We start from the raw sequence: 15,720 nt of genomic DNA on the forward strand, positions 1-15,720 counted from the left end.
ATAAACAACCGCTGTATATCGTCTAACCTGGTCGAACTTCAACGTCGAGGGCTTTGGTCTCTGCAGGCCGGCGTTCGCCCTACGAAGCAGCCGGCGCCGCGCTGTATAAGCTGATTTTTCCAGCTGATCTCCGTCGCTGCCACAGCTACGCCACGCCTCACCGCGCAACCGCTACGAGGAGCCGGCAAGGTCGACCAACACCTGGTCCTGCGATGAACCAGGCAGCGCAATCATTGCGGAGCCTCGCGTGGGTCTTTTCACTGTCTTCACGGGTCCGAATGGAGTGCTTCGACTACAGCCAGAAAACGCGGTGGTGTCGAAACGCCATTGTCTCGGTCCTGCTTTGCCTAGGCGGATAGCAGTTCAAGGCGCGTTCAGGAAATTCACTACAGCCTGGTTCAACGGGCCTGCGCATTCCTCCGGCAACCAATGGCCGCAATCGGGAAGCACTTTGCCGGTGACATGGTCCGCATAGCGGCTGACCGTCTGGTTCTCGTATTCGCCCATTCCACCGTTTCCGCCGCCGCCAATCGCCAGCATCGGAATCTCTATTTTCTGCCTGGAGAGCCGCTTGTTATCGAGTACGTCCTGATTCAGCACGCGGAAGTACTCGAACGCGGCATGCAAACTCTGCGGTTTCGCATATGACTTGCCGTACAGGTCCAGAAGCTGCGGCGTGAACACCGCCTTGTTGGCGGCATGCACCTTGACGAAGTACTCCAGGAAAAAGCGTTCCTTGCCGGTGATCAGCGTTTCCGCAAGCTGGCCATCGGCATCAAAGAAACTGAAGTGCCAGACCGGCGATTCACCTTTGGACGTAAAGGCGGGGAAACGATAGATGCTGTCATCGGGAATTGGAGCCTCCATGTAGACGGCACGCCGAATGTTGTCCTGATGCCGAACCAGCATGGGATACGTATTCCAGATGCCGATGTCGTGCGCCACCAGATCGAACTTCCGGCCACCGCTGAATTTCTCCGCCAATTGATAAAGCAACGGAGCAACGTCGGTGGCGCGATACGAGGCCGGAACGCCGGACTGCCCCAAGCCCGGCAAATCGACCGCCACCACGGTGTGGTCCTTCGCAAGCACCGGCATCAACTGATGCCACTCGTACCACGACTGGCCGAAACCATGCACCAGATACACCAGTGGCCCGCTGCCGCCTTTGACGTAGTGCAGGCGAACGCCATCGACCGTCTGATAGTCGCTGGCAAATCCCGCCGGAATGGGGAATTCGTCCGCAGCGAACGTCGGCGCCGAGAGCAAAGCCGCCGCCGAGAAGACAACGGTTGAAAATAATTTCTTTAACACGAGATGTTTCTCCAGTTGCGTGATGAAAACGAGTTCGGGACCTACAAAACAGCAACGATCTTCGCGAACGATGACTTCCGGCATACCGATGCCCTTGCGCAAGCGCATCGGGGAACGACTTGTCGAAGAATGGACGGCATCCCCCGCCGGCCGTCGCCTGGCGATGGTTGGCGAGGGAAAATCTTCGATGGGTAATTGCGGACTGCCGCCGTGTTTGCTGGACACGTAGCAAACGGACACGCCAGGCGCAGATCGCCGTCTACACGTCGACCCGTTCGATCTCGCGCCCACCCGGCAATCCGGGGCAGCACTGGAATCGCGGGCGCATCGTTTGACGGACTGGATCAGACAGCATGTGCCGTCACCGTGGAACGAAGCGTAAGAGCGGCCGTCTTGCGGCGGTAGCCCTGCGAGGGAACCCACGGTGTTGTCCCTGCGACAACAGTCAATGGCAGAAGGACGGATGCTCTTCGTGGTCGACAAGAGCCTGTGGGAAGGGACCGCACCCGCATCGCGCCGTCGTGGAACTGCGCGACCCGCCGGACGGATCGGTTTCAAGGCGAAGCTGCTGTGCGTCGAACACCGATGTGTCAAGGACGATGGCTTCGAAGCCGCCGTGCCGGATCTCATCAAGGACGAGTATTGCCCGAAGTCAGCTGGACCGGAATCTGGGATGCTCAAAGGCTCGATCACAGCCGCTGTTTCGGGTCACGGCTCGGTTGGAGCAGGCGCTGGCGTCGGTTACCGCTGGTAAGTCATTGGCTGTATCCCGCTGCTGGGAAAGAAGTGCGACAGCAGCGGGAGAAGCGGCGGGAGAATGACATCACCACCGGGAGGAACCCGTCACAAGCTATGCTGTACAGCCGCCGCAGGCGTTCTGCAGGTGACGCCAACCTGGTCCGTACTGAGCCGTTCAACGTCACTTTGCCAGGTCTTTGCGAAGCGGTAGCAGCCCATATCTGACGGGCCTTGCGCCTACCATTCGTCCCTGAGCTATCGCCGGTGCCGTAGCGCACAAAAACCCGTCATGGCATCTCAGCCGACTGTTCGCAGTCCCCGGCCCGCGGGACCATCCGGCGATAACCGGCCAGGAGCGCTCGTCGACTCCCGCTTTCATCCGGACGGTCGAACGTCGGCTGCGCGCGGACACCGGCCCTTCAGGCGCGAACTATCTCAGCTGCAGCTATTCTGAGCCGATAACTGCGCTGATTACGGGCTTGGCCGCCGTCGATTGCAAGCTGCTACAGCGATGGATAGCCAACCGCTGCTATCGTGCCACCACGCGGTTGCGGCCAGCGTGCTTGGCCTGATAGAGTCGCTCGTCGGCGACTCGCAAGAGAGTGTCGATGGTGTCGCCGTCGCGGCCGAACTCGGAGATGCCAACACTGACGGTAACGGCGACGGCCCGGCCCGTTCCAGTATGGAACTCCTCGGTAGCCACGGCACCCCGGACGCGCTCCGCGATCGAACGTGCCACGTCTAGCGCGGCTCTGGGCAGCAGCACCATAAACTCTTCGCCACCGACACGCGCCACGCCGTCATAGGGGCGAATGGCCTTCAGGCATTTCTGCACGAATCGCTGCAACACCTCGTCCCCCACCTGATGGCCGTAGTTGTCGTTGATCAATTTGAAGTGGTCGAGATCCAGCGCCAGCAGTGAGAACGGCGCACCGCCTCGCCTGGCTCGTGCGATTTCCGCCTCTACCTGTTGAATAAACTCGCGCCGGTTCGCGGCACCCGTCAGCGGATCGGTCGCGGCGAGTTGCTCGAGCTTGTGATTGGTGCGTTGGAGCTCCTGCAGCGCGTTTTCCGTGCGTGCCATCGCCTCGGCGAGGCGAGCCATCAGTTCTTCCTGGGTGTAGATCGTCGAAAAGGCCCGCGTTGTGCGAAACGCCTGAACGACGCCGTAACTCAGCAGGAAAAATCCAGCGGCGAAGATCGCGTGCGCGAGCCACCACATGTGATTCCAGGGCTTGCCGAGAATGAACGCGAGCGACGCAAGCGCGAAGGAGGTGATCGAGATGCCGTAGATCACCATTAGCGGCGAGCGAATGCGACGCAGCATCAGCGCCATGACGTTCAGTGTCGAGAAGACGAGCGCCCCGCCCTCCATCGAGAGCCGCACGGCGAGGCTGCCCGCAATGGGCGAGGTCGCAATGAGTCCGACGAGCAGGTCGATCAGGACGAACACGGCGACCCACGCCAGCCACGGGCGCGGCTTTGAGCGCCGCTCGACCGCGTCCGGCGGGCGGTGGTACGAGAGAAGCCCGATCAGCAGCAGCACCGACATCACCAGGCGCGATGCCGGTCCGTAGAGCAGGAATAGCCAGATATGATGGTGAGCCATGCCGGTGAACGCGCCGTGTAGCGCATAGACCAGCACGAAGCCCAGAAAGCCTAACGTCAGCCACCGCAACAGTGGTTCACCCGACGACAGATAACAACGCCATGTCACATAGGTGACAAACAGCCCCTCGAGCGTCGCCGCTGCGATCGCGATTTCGTGGAACGCGTGGCTTTCGAACTTCAGGCCCGGGTCTTGAAAGAACGCCAGATAAGCGATCAGGAAGGCCGGAACGAGCGCAAAACCAATGACGAGCAAACCCGAGTAGACCTTGGTCACGGTCCCGATGATGCGGGGCGGCTCTTCGAATGAGAAAGTCGTACTCATGTGCCCGTCTCCGGCAATATTGCTGTGGTTTTTCGCATCGCCGAGCGATTGACGCGTGAACGGCCGCGCCGGACACGGCACCATGCGGTCGTACAGAGACACGCACACCGCGCAGCGGATTACCCTCAGGCAATTGCAAGTATATGCGTCAGGTTACATCTGACAAGACGTCCAATGATGCAACCCGATAATCCGGATTTTGATGGCTCGCCTAATAGCAAGACGACAAGGAGTATGGCGGCAGTTGCCAGCGAGGAGCCGTTCGAAGCGCATCGCTGACCGTCTCTTTATGGCCGGCGCCCGGGTGACGGTCGCCAGCCGCCACGGCTTGCGCGACCTGCTTTCAACGCATCGCGTCCTGAGCAACTCTCCATGCGCCGTGCATGGATGTCTCTGTTGTTGCGATGCGGTGGGCGATGACGACCCAGTTGGTGCGATGGGTGTGCCGACGCGGGCTCACCGCTGCGCATGGCGATAGTCCTAGAAGGACGTCAATTCACTCCCACTCAATCGTCGCCGGCGGCTTCCCCGAAATGTCATAAACAACCCGGTTGATCCCGCGCACTTCATTGATGATCCGGTTCGACACATGCCCCAGCAGCTCATGCGGCAGATGCGCCCAATGCGCGGTCATGAAATCGAGCGTTTGCACCGCGCGCAGCGCCACCACGTACTCATAAGTCCGCCCGTCGCCCATCACACCGACACTCTTCACCGGCAGAAACACCGCGAACGCCTGGCTCGTCAGGTCGTACCAGGACTTGCCGGTTTCCTTGTCGATGAAAGTCCGCAGCGTCTCGATGAAAATCGCGTCCGCGCGACGCAACAGGTCCGCGAAATCGCGCTTCACTTCGCCGAGAATCCGCACACCCAGACCCGGGCCCGGGAACGGATGGCGATATACCATCGCGGGCGGCAAACCGAGCTTCACGCCGAGTTCGCGCACTTCGTCCTTGAACAGTTCGCGCAGCGGCTCCAGCAGCTTCAGATTCAGCGTCTCAGGCAGGCCGCCCACGTTGTGGTGGCTCTTGATGGTTTGCGTCGCCTTCTTGCCCTTGCCGGCCGATTCGATCACGTCCGGATAGATCGTGCCTTGCGCCAGCCACTTCGCGTCGGTGAGCCTGCCGGCCTCGGCCTGGAACACCTCGACGAACTCCGCGCCGATGATCTTGCGCTTCGCTTCCGGATCGCTCACGCCGGCGAGCTTCCTCAGAAACACATCGCTGGCGTCCACGTGAATCACCTTCACGCCGAGGTGATCGGCGAACGTCGCCATCACCTGCTCGGCTTCGTTCAGGCGCAACAGGCCGTGATCGACGAACACGCAGGTCAGTTGGTCGCCGATCGCGCGATGCAGCAGCGCCGCCGCCACCGACGAATCCACGCCGCCCGACAGCCCCAGGATCACGTGTTCGTTGCCGACCTGCTCGCGAATCTTCGCGACGGCTTCGTCGATGTAATGGCCCATTTCCCAATCGGGCCTGGCGCCGCAAATCCGCAGCACGAAGCGCTCGAGCATCGCGCGGCCCTGCACGGTGTGCGTGACTTCCGGATGCCACTGTAGACCGTAGAAATGGCGCTTTTCGTCGGCCATCGCCGCGATTGGGCACGATTCCGTCGACGCCATCAGCGCGAAGCCCGGCGGCATTTCCAGTACCTTGTCGCCGTGGCTCATCCACACCTTCAGCATGCCGTGACCTTCCGGCGTGGTGAAGTCGCTGATGCCCTCGAGCAGGCTCGTATGGTTGCGCGCGCGCACTTCGGCATAACCGAACTCGCGCAGGTGGCCGATGTCGACCTTGCCGCCCAGTTGCTCGGCCATTGCCTGCATGCCGTAGCAGATGCCGAGCACCGGCACGCCGAGTTCGAACACCGCTTGCGGCACGCGCGGCGTGTCCGTTTCGGTGACCGAGCTCGGGCCGCCGGACAGGATCACGCCCTTCGGCGCGAAATCGCGAATGAACGACGCGTCGACGTCGTACGGATGAATTTCCGAGTACACGTTGGCTTCGCGAACGCGACGTGCAATCAGTTGGGTGACTTGCGAACCGAAGTCGAGAATCAGGATCTTGTCATGCATGGCAGCGGACGGAGTCAAAAGTGAACGGATACGGAATGCCGCGCACGAGGCGCGGCGTTGAATTCAAAGCGGTCCACGTGGGAACGGTCGAGCATGAAACATAACGATGAAGCGCGCTGGCGTGGCCGGCCGCAGGCAGGGGCTTGCGGCACGCGCGAACGAATCCGGTAGCTTCGAAGGACGGGGCGGTCCGGCGCCTCAGCCATGAAACGGCGGGCGGGGCGCACCCGGCGCGTCGGCGGCGGCGTTGCGGGCCTCGTCGCGTGCGCTCGTAGCCTCGGAACTGGCCGCCCTCGCTGCATGTTCAGCGCGTACAGCACGCTCGGCCGCAGGCCTACCCGGTTCGTCGACCGCCGGATCGACCGGCGCACCCGTAGCCGGACTCACCGGCCGCGTAGCCGGCATGACCGGCTCGATCACCGGCTCCGCACGGTAGACCGGAAAGCCCGCCGTGACGGGAGCGGCCCCGCTCCCGGGTTCGCGTTTGTAGGCGGCGTCTTTCGCGGCATCTTTCGCCGCTTGGCGCTCGGCGCGCTCGGCAGCGGCGGCTTCAGCCAGCCGCGCCTTTTCACGCCGCCGCACCGCGCTCGATAAACGCACGCCGCCCAAGCCGATCACCACCAGCACCACACCCGTCAGCACCGCTACGATCTGCCCGAAACCGGTCAGCGACGGCGTATGCAAACCGAGCAACCAGACCAGCATCAGCACGCCGGTCAACCAGTTCACGTGCCCGACGACTCTCGCGACACTGGAAGTGAGCGCCCCGTCGATCGACGCGTGCAAGGCCAGCCAGCCGAGCCCGATCAGCGCCACGCCAAACCCCTGGCCGACCAGAGCCGGCTGGGTTTGCACCAGAAGCAGCGCGTTGTACAACGAAGTCCAGGGCGTCAGCACGAACAGCAGGCCGAACGCAAGCAACAGCAACGCATCGAGGATGAGTACAGCACGCAGCAATGGCTTCATTGGCGTTTAGTCCACGTGATAGTTGGGCGCTTCCTTGGTGATCTGCACGTCGTGCACATGCGACTCGCGCAAGCCCGCGCCCGTGATCTGCACGAACTCGGCCTTCTCGTTCATCTCCGCGATGGTGCGGCAACCGCAGTAGCCCATGCTGGCGCGCACGCCGCCGATCAACTGGAACAGGATCGCGTTGACCGAACCCTTGTAGGCGACGCGGCCCTCGATACCTTCCGGCACCAGCTTGTCGATGTTCGCGGAGTTGTCCTGGAAGTAGCGGTCCGCCGCGCCGTCCTTCATCGCGCCGACCGAGCCCATGCCGCGGTAGGACTTGTACTGGCGGCCCTGGAACAGGAAGACGTCGCCCGGCGCTTCTTCGGTGCCGGCGAACATGCTGCCCATCATCACCGCGTTCGCGCCCGCTGCCAGCGCCTTGCTGACGTCGCCCGAGAAGCGCACGCCGCCGTCGGCGATGACCGGCACGCCGGTGCCCTTCAGCGCTTCCGACACGTTGGCGATCGCCGTGACCTGCGGCACGCCCACGCCCGCCACGATGCGTGTCGTACAGATCGAACCGGGGCCGATACCGACCTTCACGCCGTCGGCGCCGTATTCGACCAGCGCCCTGGCCGCCGCCGCGGTGGCGATGTTGCCGCCGATCACCTCGACGTGCGGGAAGTTCTGCTTGACCCACTTGACGCGCTCGAGCACGCCCTTGCTGTGGCCGTGCGCCGTATCGACGACGATCACGTCGACACCCGCCTGCGCCAGCAGCGCGATGCGCTCCTCGTTGTCTTCGCCCACGCCGACCGCCGCGCCCGCGCGCAGCTTGCCGTGTTCGTCCTTACAGGCGTCCGGGTGTTCGGTTTGCTTGGTGATGTCCTTCACCGTCATCAGGCCGCGCAGTTCGAACGCTTCGTTGATGACCAGCACGCGCTCGAGGCGGTGGCTGTGCATCAGCGCCTTGGCTTCGGCGAGCGGCGTGCCTTCCTTGACGGTGACGAGGCGCTCGCGCGGCGTCATGATGCTGCGCACCGGTTCGTCCAGACGCTCCTCGAAGCGCAAGTCGCGGTTCGTGACGATACCGACCAGTTGCGCGCCCTCGACCACCGGGAAACCCGAAATGCCATGCTGGCGCGACAGCGCGATCACGTCGCGCACTTTCATCTGCGGCGGCACCGTGATCGGATCACGCACGACGCCCGATTCGAAGCGCTTGACCTTGGCGACTTCACGCGCCTGCTCGGCCGGCGTGAGATTCTTGTGGATGATGCCCACGCCACCCATTTGCGCCATCGCGATCGCAAGGCGTGCTTCGGTGACCGTGTCCATGGCGGCGGACACGAGCGGCATATTCAGGGAAATATTGCGGGTCAGCCGGGTCTTGAGGCTGGTGTCGCGCGGCAGAACATCGGAGTAGGCCGGGACGAGGAGCACGTCATCGAACGTGAGTGCTGTTTGGATCAGACGCATGGCAAATCCTATAGGCGCAAAAGCGAATTATACGCGATACCTCCCGGTTTTCACTGCACGAACAGCAGCTTAGCGAGTTTCCGCCGATTTTTTTCGTGACTTTGGGCGCGGCGATTTCGCCTCGCTGTTCGGCTCGGGTTCGATCGGGTTTCGTTTGCGCGTTCGGGCGCATCGGCGCCGAATGCAGAATCGAACAAGACGCCCCGCCGCCACCGGGCTATTCTGCCGACCATTCGAGTCTTTCCGGCAGGGGTAGTCGATGCAGCGCGGTGTGGCATATGGAGTGATGGCTGGAGCCTTATGGGGCATGGTGTTTCTGGTGCCGCGCGTGCTGCCCGACTTTTCGCCGCTGCTGCTCTCTGCCGGCCGCTACACGATGTACGGCCTCGTCTCGCTGGCCGCCGCGCTGCCGATGATGCGCTCGCTCGTCAAGCGTCTCACTCGCGAGGATCTGGGCGCGCTCGTCAAGCTCGCAGTGGTCGGCAACCTGCTCTACTACCTGCTGCTGACAGCGGCCGTCCATCTGATCGGCATCGCGCCGGCGTCGCTGATCGTCGGCGTGCTGCCCGTCACGGTCACGCTGCTCGGCCGGCGCGATCGCGGCGCGGTGCCGCTCGCCCGCCTCGCATGGCCGCTCGCGATGGTGATGGCGGGCATCGCCTGCATCAATGTCGACGTGTTCACGGTCGCGGACGGCACGCCGGCGAGCGTCGCCACCAGGCTCATCGGACTCGCCTGCGCAGTCGGCGCGCTGGGATGCTGGACGTGGTTCGCGGTCGAAAACACCCGCTACCTGCAGCGTCAGACGCATTTCAGCGGCAACGAATGGTCGGTGCTGTGGGGCGTGGTGACGGGTGCGCTCGGCGCGGCGCTGTGGCTCGTGATCGGCGTGCTGCCGTCGGACGGCCCGCAAGGCGAACTCGCGGACGGCCGCTGGCATACCTTCTGGATGCTGAATCTCGGGCTTGCCGTCGGCGCGTCGTGGCTCGGCAACGGGCTGTGGAACGCAGCGTCGAAACGGCTGCCGCTAACGCTCTCGGGTCAGATGATCGTGTTCGAGACGCTGTTCGCGCTGCTCTACGCGTTCATTTACGATCAGCGCCTGCCGCGTCCGCTGGAAATCGCGGCGATTTTGCTGCTGGTGGCGGGGGTCTGCTGGTCGGTGCGCCAGCATGCGGATGATGATTCGTCCGGGGCGGCGTCGCTTGGGGACAAGGCGCGGGACAAGGCGCGGGACGAGGCAAGGATCGCGGCGCCTTGAGGCGGGGCGCGGCAGGCGCCGCGGACCGGTCTAACGCGAATCCTTGTTCTGCCAGCGGCGGCCCTCGATCGAGCCCGCCTTGCGCGTCTTTTCGACGCGCCGTTGACGCGACACCTTCGGATCCACCAGCAGCGGCCGGTAAATCTCGACGCGATCGTGGTCGGCAAGCACCGTATCGAGCGGCTTGAGTTTGCCGAACACGCCGACTTTCTGCGTGTCGAGATCGATGCGCGGGTAGCGTTGCAGGATGCCGCTCGCCTCGATCGCCTGCCGCAGCGTCGCGCCCTGCGGCAAATCAACCGCGATCAGCGTCTGCTCAGTGGCGCTCGCGTAGCAGACTTCGATCGACAGCCGCGCGCTCATGCCTTACCGTAGCGCTGGTCGGCGCGCTTCACGAACGATTCGACGAAGGTATTGGCGATGTGGTTGAACACCGGTCCGATGATCTTCTCGAGAATGATGTTGGTGAATTCGTAGTGCAGCGCGAATTCGATCTTGCAGGCGTCGGCGCGCAACGGCGTGAAGCGCCAGAAACCGGTGAATTTGCGAAACGGGCCGTCCGCGAATTCCATATCGATGCGGGTGGGCCGCTCCATGCTGTTACGCGTGGCGAAATGCTGCTTGATGCCCTTGAAGTTGATATCGATCTTCGCCTCCATGCCGGTTTCGTCCTGGCGACGGATTTCGACGCCTCCGCACCAGGGCAGGAAGTTGGGGTAATCGGCGACGTCGGTAACGAGGTCGAACATCTGTTCCGCCGAATGGCGGATCAACACGGTTTTCTGGACATCTGCCATAAATTGAACAGCACGTGGCAAGGGTGGACAAGCGCCGCGGGCTTTCCTTGCCCCGCTTTGCTAAAATCGTGATTTTAAACGAGTTGGGCACTTTCCATTCATGAGCATCATCGACAACAGAAAAGCCTTCTACGACTACTCGGTCGAAGAACGCTATGAAGCAGGGCTCGTGCTCGAAGGATGGGAGGTCAAGGCGCTACGCGCCGGGCGCGGCCAGATCAAGGAGGGTTATGTCGTTATCCGCAATAACGAACTGTTCCTGATCGGCACGCACATCAGCCCGCTGCCCGAAGCCTCGACCCACATCCACCCGGACCCCGTACGCACGCGCAAGCTGCTTCTGCACAGCGAGGAGATCAGCAAGCTGATCGGCAAGGTCGAGCAGCGCGGCTACACGCTCGTGCCGCTGAACTTCCACTACAAGGGCGGCCGCGTCAAATGCGAAATCGGTCTCGCCAAGGGTAAGAAGCAGCACGACAAACGCGAAACCGAGAAGAAACGCGATTGGGAGCGCGAGAAGGCGCGCCTGATGCGCTCGCCGAGCTGATCCAGGCTTGACGACGGGCGCCACAAGCAGGCGCTCAATGAAAAATGGCCCGCACACCGCGCGGGCCATTCTTTTTTCTGCGGACCAAGCCGTGCACTGACAGGCTCACCCGCGACGAACTCACCGCACGTCGGTCGCGCCCTTGCCTTTGTTCACGATGGTCAGCGCCGAGGCGATCATCGAACTCATATCCGACATATTGCCCGGCACGATCAGCGTCGTGCCCTGCTTCGCCAGGTTCGCGAACGCGTTCACGTATTGTTCCGCCACCTTGAGGTTCACCGCCTCCATCCCGCCATTCGACTGGATTGCCGCCGCGATCTTCTGAATCGCCTGCGAATTGGCTTCGGCCACCGCCAGGATCGCCGCTGCCTGGCCTTGCGCCTGGTTGATCGCGGCCTGCCGTTCGCCTTCGGACTTCTGGATCGACGCTTCACGGCCGCCGGAGGCGATGTTGATCTGCTCCTGCTTGCGCCCTTCGGACGCCGCGATCAGCGCGCGCTTCTCACGCTCGGCGGTGATCTGCGCCTGCATCGCGTGAAGAATCTCCTTGGGCGGCGTGAGGTCCTTGATTTCATAGCGCAACACCTTGACGCCCCAGTTCGCCGCGGCCTGATCCAGCGACGACACGATGCTGTGGTTGATGAAGTCGCGCTCCTCGAACGTCTTGTCGAGCTCCAGCTTGCCGATCACGGAGCGCAGCGTGGTCTGCGACAACTGCGTGATCGCGAACACGAAGTTGCTCGACCCGTACGAGGCCTTCATCGGATCGGTAACCTGAAAATACAGCACGCCGTCCACCTGCAACTGCGTGTTGTCACGCGTGATGCAGACCTGGCTCGGCACTTCGAGCGGAATCTCCTTGAGGATGTGCTTGTACGCGATCCGGTCGACGAAGGGAAACGCGAAGCTCAAGCCCGGCGTCAACGTGCGGTGATAGCGGCCGAGCCGCTCCAGCACCCACGCATGCTGTTGCGGCACGATCTTGATGGTCTGCGCCGCCAGCACGATCACGATGACTAAAAACACCGCCCCGATGATGGTCGAATCCATTAATGCCCTCCGGTTCTTGTTCGAATCGTTGTGTGAATTGCAAACGTTCAGGTCGCCGTCGCCTTTTGCTTGCGCCTCGCATGCGGGCTCGCCACGACGATCAGACAACTGCCGCGCAGCTCCGTGATCTCGTAGACCTGCGCGTCTTCCGGCTCGCCCGCGGCCAGTTCGACGTCCCATGCCGCGCCGCGATAATCGACGCGCGCCCGGCGCTCGTGCCACGCCGGCACGCTCAGCGTCTGACCGATGTCCAGATTGACGTCCGGGTTCTTCGACGCCTCCTTGCGCGTTCTGCGGCCAAAACCGGAGCGCCGGAGCAACAGCACCGCGGCGAGCGCCACGCCGGCCGCCAGCGCGAACTGCGCGTCGGCGGCGGCGCCCATGAGGTGCGCGACGGCAGCCGCCACGAAGCCCAACGCGATCATTAGCAGATAGAACGTGCCGCTGATCAGTTCCAGCACGACAAGCACACCCGCCCCGACCCACCAGAACCATCCCGCTGGCGCCACGTCGACCTCCACAAAGCAAAACACCCCGGATCTACCGGGGTGTTTATAGCACGAAGCGGGTGCATTTTACCGAGCGGTGCAACAAGCTTTAACAGGCGCCTGACACGCGCTCGGCTGGGCACACCGCTCGCCATGCATGCCGCCTGAAAACGGCATGCATGGCGCGCGCTTTACTTCTTCGACGACTTCGCCAGTTGCTGCCACGTCTCGATGATCGTGTCCGGGTTCAGCGAGATCGACTTGATGCCCTCATCGGTCAGCCATTGCGCGAAGTCCGGATGATCCGACGGGCCCTGGCCGCAAATACCGACGTATTTGTCGAGGCGCAGGCAGGTGTCAATCGCGCGCTTGAGCATGAACTTGACCGCCGGATCGCGTTCGTCGAAATCGACCGCCAGCAGTTCCATGCCGGAGTCGCGGTCGAGGCCGAGCGTGAGCTGCGTGAGGTCGTTCGAACCGATCGAGAAACCGTCGAAGAATTGCAGGAATTCGTCGGCGAGAATCGCGTTCGACGGCACTTCGCACATCATGATCAGGCGCAAGCCGTTTTCGCCGCGCTTGAGGCCGTACTTCGCGAGCAGCCCCACCACGCGTTCCGCCTGCTTCAGCGTGCGCACGAACGGCACCATGATCTCGACATTGTCGAGGCCCATTTCTTCACGCACCTTCTTCAGCGCGATGCATTCCATCTGGAACGCTTCGGCGAAGTCGTCGGCGATGTAGCGCGACGCGCCGCGGAAGCCCAGCATCGGGTTTTCTTCGTCCGGCTCGTAGCGCGAACCGCCGATCAGCTTCTTGTACTCGTTCGACTTGAAGTCCGACAGACGCACGATGACGGGCTTCGGATAGAACGCCGCGGCAATCGTCGCGATGCCCTCGGTCAGCTTGTCGACGTAGAACGCGCGCGGCGATGCATGACCGCGCGCCACGCTTTCGACAGCCTTCTTCAAGTCCTGATCGATGTTCGGATACTCGAGAATCGCCTTCGGATGAACGCCGATGTTGTTGTTGATGATGAACTCGAGCCGCGCGAGCCCCACGCCGGCGTTCGGCAGTTGCGAGAAGTCGAAGGCCAGTTGCGGATTGCCGACGTTCATCATGATCTTCACCGGGATCGGCGGCAGTTCGCCGCGCTGCACTTCGGTGATTTCGGTTTCCAGCAGGCCGTCGTAGATCTTGCCTTCGTCGCCTTCCGAGCACGACACGGTGACGAGCGCGCCTTCCTTCAGCACGTCGGTGGCGTCGCCGCAGCCGACCACGGCCGGCACGCCCAGCTCACGCGCGATGATGGCCGCGTGGCAGGTCCGCCCGCCACGATTCGTGACGATCGCGGATGCGCGCTTCATCACCGGCTCCCAGTTCGGGTCGGTCATGTCGGCGACCAGCACGTCGCCCGGCTGCACGCGGTCCATTTCCGACGGATCGTGAATCACGCGCACCGGACCCGCGCCGATCTTCTGGCCGATCGCGCGGCCGGTTGCCAGCACGTTCGATTGACCCTTCAGCTTGAAGCGCTGCTCGGCCTTGCCCGTGGCCTGGCTCTTCACCGTTTCCGGACGCGCCTGCAGAATGAAGATCTTGCCGTCGCGGCCGTCCTTGCCCCACTCGATGTCCATCGGACGCTGGTAGTGCTTTTCGATGATGACAGCGTACTTCGCGAGTTCGATGACGTCTTCGTCGGTGATCGAGAAGCGGTTGCGCTGCTCGTGCGGCACGTCCACGGTCTTCACGCGGCCTTCTTCGCCGGCCTTCGTGAATTCCATCTTGATCAGCTTCGAGCCGATCGAGCGGCGGATGATCGGGTACTTGCCTTGGGCGAGCGTGGTCTTGTAGACGTAGAACTCGTCCGGATTGACCGCGCCCTGCACCACCGTTTCGCCCAGACCGTAGCTCGACGTGATGAAGACGGCGTCCTTGAAGCCCGATTCCGTATCCAGCGTGAACATCACGCCCGCTGCGCCGACGTCCGAGCGCACCATGCGCTGCACGCCCGCCGACAACGCGACTTCGGCGTGAGTAAAACCCTTGTGGACGCGATAGGAGATAGCGCGGTCGTTATATAGCGACGCGAACACGTGCTTCATGCGATCGAGCACGTCGTCGATGCCGACCACGTTGAGGTAGCTTTCCTGCTGACCCGCGAACGATGCGTCCGGCAAGTCTTCAGCCGTGGCCGACGAACGCACGGCGAACGAGAGCTCTTCGGGCGAGCTGTTTTGCAGGGTGTCGAAACCCGCGCGGATATCAGCCTCGAGCCGCGGCTGCAGCGGCGCGTCGACGATCCATTGACGGATCTCCTTGCCCGCTTCGGCGAGTGCCTTCACGTCGTCGACGTCGAGCGTTTCGAGACGTTTGGCGATGCGTTCGGTCAGATTGTTGTGATGCAGGAAGTCACGGAAAGCCAGCGCCGTGGTGGCAAAACCGGTCGGCACACGCACGCCGGCTTCAGCGAGCTGACTGATCATCTCGCCAAGCGACGCGTTCTTGCCGCCGACGATTTCCACATCGGTCATCCGCAACTGCTCGAACGGAACTACATACGCCTTGTCCTTTGCGACGGTAACTGCGTTAGTCATACAAGCCCCTAAGTGTGAAAGAAATTCACGGCTGTGCAAGTGGGCTTGAACGCGAGACGCTCATTGGAAGCGTGACCTCGCGTCTTGCACAACCTGTTGGAGAAGCAATCGCTGCAAGTTGCCGAGGGGCGCTCGAAACACCAGATGCACGACGTAGAAGACGATTGGACGAATTTACCGATCGATCCGCCCTATTCGGCGCAGGTTACGGCCGAAAGCAAGGCGTTGACCGGCTATTCGCGGTAAGTTAGGCGCCAATCGCCTGCGATTGCTTATCCAACAGGTTGCCGCTATTCTACCGTGCCGACTCTCAAAATGTGACAGTCGGCCGAGAATTGCGCCTCGAACCGCGTCCTGGACCGGCCGGCGGGCTTTGCGAGGCCCCGTTGCCATCCGGGAGCGATTGCGGTGCCCACGGCGCGCTGCATCGACGCCGCTGCAGTTTCCGGTCAGCCACCGTGCAGCGAACTCAACGCAGC

The 15,720-nt window shown here is 62.6% G+C and carries 13 protein-coding genes; 3 read left to right on the top strand and 10 right to left on the bottom strand.

Annotated features, from left to right (window positions below):
- Positions 1–363: 363 nt before the first annotated feature.
- Positions 364–1,539 (bottom strand): alpha/beta fold hydrolase, encoded by a 1,176-nt coding sequence (locus tag CUJ90_RS10365; protein WP_277998128.1) that lies wholly within the window; start codon positions 1,537–1,539, stop codon positions 364–366.
- A 238-nt stretch (positions 1,540–1,777) separates the two neighbouring features.
- Between CUJ90_RS10365 and CUJ90_RS10370 the strand changes: the two genes are divergently transcribed.
- Positions 1,778–2,068 carry a hypothetical protein gene (locus CUJ90_RS10370; RefSeq protein WP_114162640.1) on the top strand — a complete coding sequence of 97 codons (291 nt, stop codon included), beginning with the start codon at positions 1,778–1,780 and terminating at the stop codon, positions 2,066–2,068.
- A 513-nt stretch (positions 2,069–2,581) separates the two neighbouring features.
- Here CUJ90_RS10370 and CUJ90_RS10375 read toward each other — a convergent pair.
- The 4 genes from CUJ90_RS10375 to guaB all read right to left on the bottom strand — a co-directional run bounded on the left by CUJ90_RS10375 (position 2,582) and on the right by guaB (position 8,498).
- A complete protein-coding gene (locus CUJ90_RS10375) occupies positions 2,582–3,985 on the bottom strand; it encodes a GGDEF domain-containing protein (protein WP_083084313.1) in 1,404 nt (467 codons plus the stop codon).
- A 496-nt stretch (positions 3,986–4,481) separates the two neighbouring features.
- Positions 4,482–6,065 carry a glutamine-hydrolyzing GMP synthase gene (gene guaA / locus CUJ90_RS10380; RefSeq protein WP_073428004.1) on the bottom strand — a complete coding sequence of 528 codons (1,584 nt, stop codon included), beginning with the start codon at positions 6,063–6,065 and terminating at the stop codon, positions 4,482–4,484.
- Positions 6,066–6,263: 198 nt separating this feature from the next.
- A complete protein-coding gene (locus tag CUJ90_RS10385) occupies positions 6,264–7,031 on the bottom strand; it encodes a hypothetical protein (RefSeq protein ID WP_114162641.1) in 768 nt (255 codons plus the stop codon).
- Between the two features lie 6 nt (positions 7,032–7,037).
- The gene (gene guaB / locus CUJ90_RS10390; RefSeq protein ID WP_073428002.1) at positions 7,038–8,498 is read right to left on the bottom strand and encodes an IMP dehydrogenase; all 1,461 of its coding nucleotides are present in this window, start codon (positions 8,496–8,498) and stop codon (positions 7,038–7,040) included.
- Between the two features lie 259 nt (positions 8,499–8,757).
- On the opposite strand from guaB, the gene CUJ90_RS10395 reads away from it, so the two are divergent.
- Positions 8,758–9,759, top strand: coding sequence for a DMT family transporter (locus tag CUJ90_RS10395; protein ID WP_114162642.1), 1,002 nt, complete (start codon positions 8,758–8,760; stop codon positions 9,757–9,759).
- Between the two features lie 30 nt (positions 9,760–9,789).
- Here the strand turns inward: CUJ90_RS10395 and CUJ90_RS10400 are convergent, their stop codons facing one another.
- Both CUJ90_RS10400 and CUJ90_RS10405 read right to left on the bottom strand, forming a co-directional pair.
- Positions 9,790–10,122, bottom strand: coding sequence for an RnfH family protein (locus CUJ90_RS10400; protein WP_114162643.1), 333 nt, complete (start codon positions 10,120–10,122; stop codon positions 9,790–9,792).
- Positions 10,119–10,556: a type II toxin-antitoxin system RatA family toxin gene (locus CUJ90_RS10405; RefSeq protein WP_073427999.1), complete on the bottom strand. Its 438-nt coding sequence runs from the start codon at positions 10,554–10,556 to the stop codon at positions 10,119–10,121. The genes CUJ90_RS10400 and CUJ90_RS10405 overlap by 4 nt, the downstream gene beginning before the upstream one ends.
- A gap of 100 nt (positions 10,557–10,656) precedes the next feature.
- Between CUJ90_RS10405 and smpB the strand changes: the two genes are divergently transcribed.
- Positions 10,657–11,103 (top strand): SsrA-binding protein SmpB, encoded by a 447-nt coding sequence (gene smpB / locus CUJ90_RS10410; protein WP_073427998.1) that lies wholly within the window; start codon positions 10,657–10,659, stop codon positions 11,101–11,103.
- Positions 11,104–11,223: 120 nt separating this feature from the next.
- Here smpB and CUJ90_RS10415 read toward each other — a convergent pair whose 3' ends face one another.
- From CUJ90_RS10415 to ppsA, 3 genes are all read right to left on the bottom strand, one after another.
- Positions 11,224–12,156 carry an SPFH domain-containing protein gene (locus CUJ90_RS10415; RefSeq protein WP_073427997.1) on the bottom strand — a complete coding sequence of 311 codons (933 nt, stop codon included), beginning with the start codon at positions 12,154–12,156 and terminating at the stop codon, positions 11,224–11,226.
- Between the two features lie 47 nt (positions 12,157–12,203).
- On the bottom strand, positions 12,204–12,665 hold the full coding sequence (locus CUJ90_RS10420; RefSeq protein WP_083083846.1) for an NfeD family protein: 462 nt from the start codon (positions 12,663–12,665) through the stop codon (positions 12,204–12,206).
- Positions 12,666–12,835: 170 nt separating this feature from the next.
- The gene (ppsA, locus tag CUJ90_RS10425) at positions 12,836–15,241 is read right to left on the bottom strand and encodes a phosphoenolpyruvate synthase (protein ID WP_114162644.1); all 2,406 of its coding nucleotides are present in this window, start codon (positions 15,239–15,241) and stop codon (positions 12,836–12,838) included.
- Positions 15,242–15,720 lie beyond the last annotated feature (479 nt).

The organism is Paraburkholderia terricola, assembly GCF_003330825.1.
Lineage (GTDB): Bacteria > Pseudomonadota > Gammaproteobacteria > Burkholderiales > Burkholderiaceae > Paraburkholderia > Paraburkholderia terricola.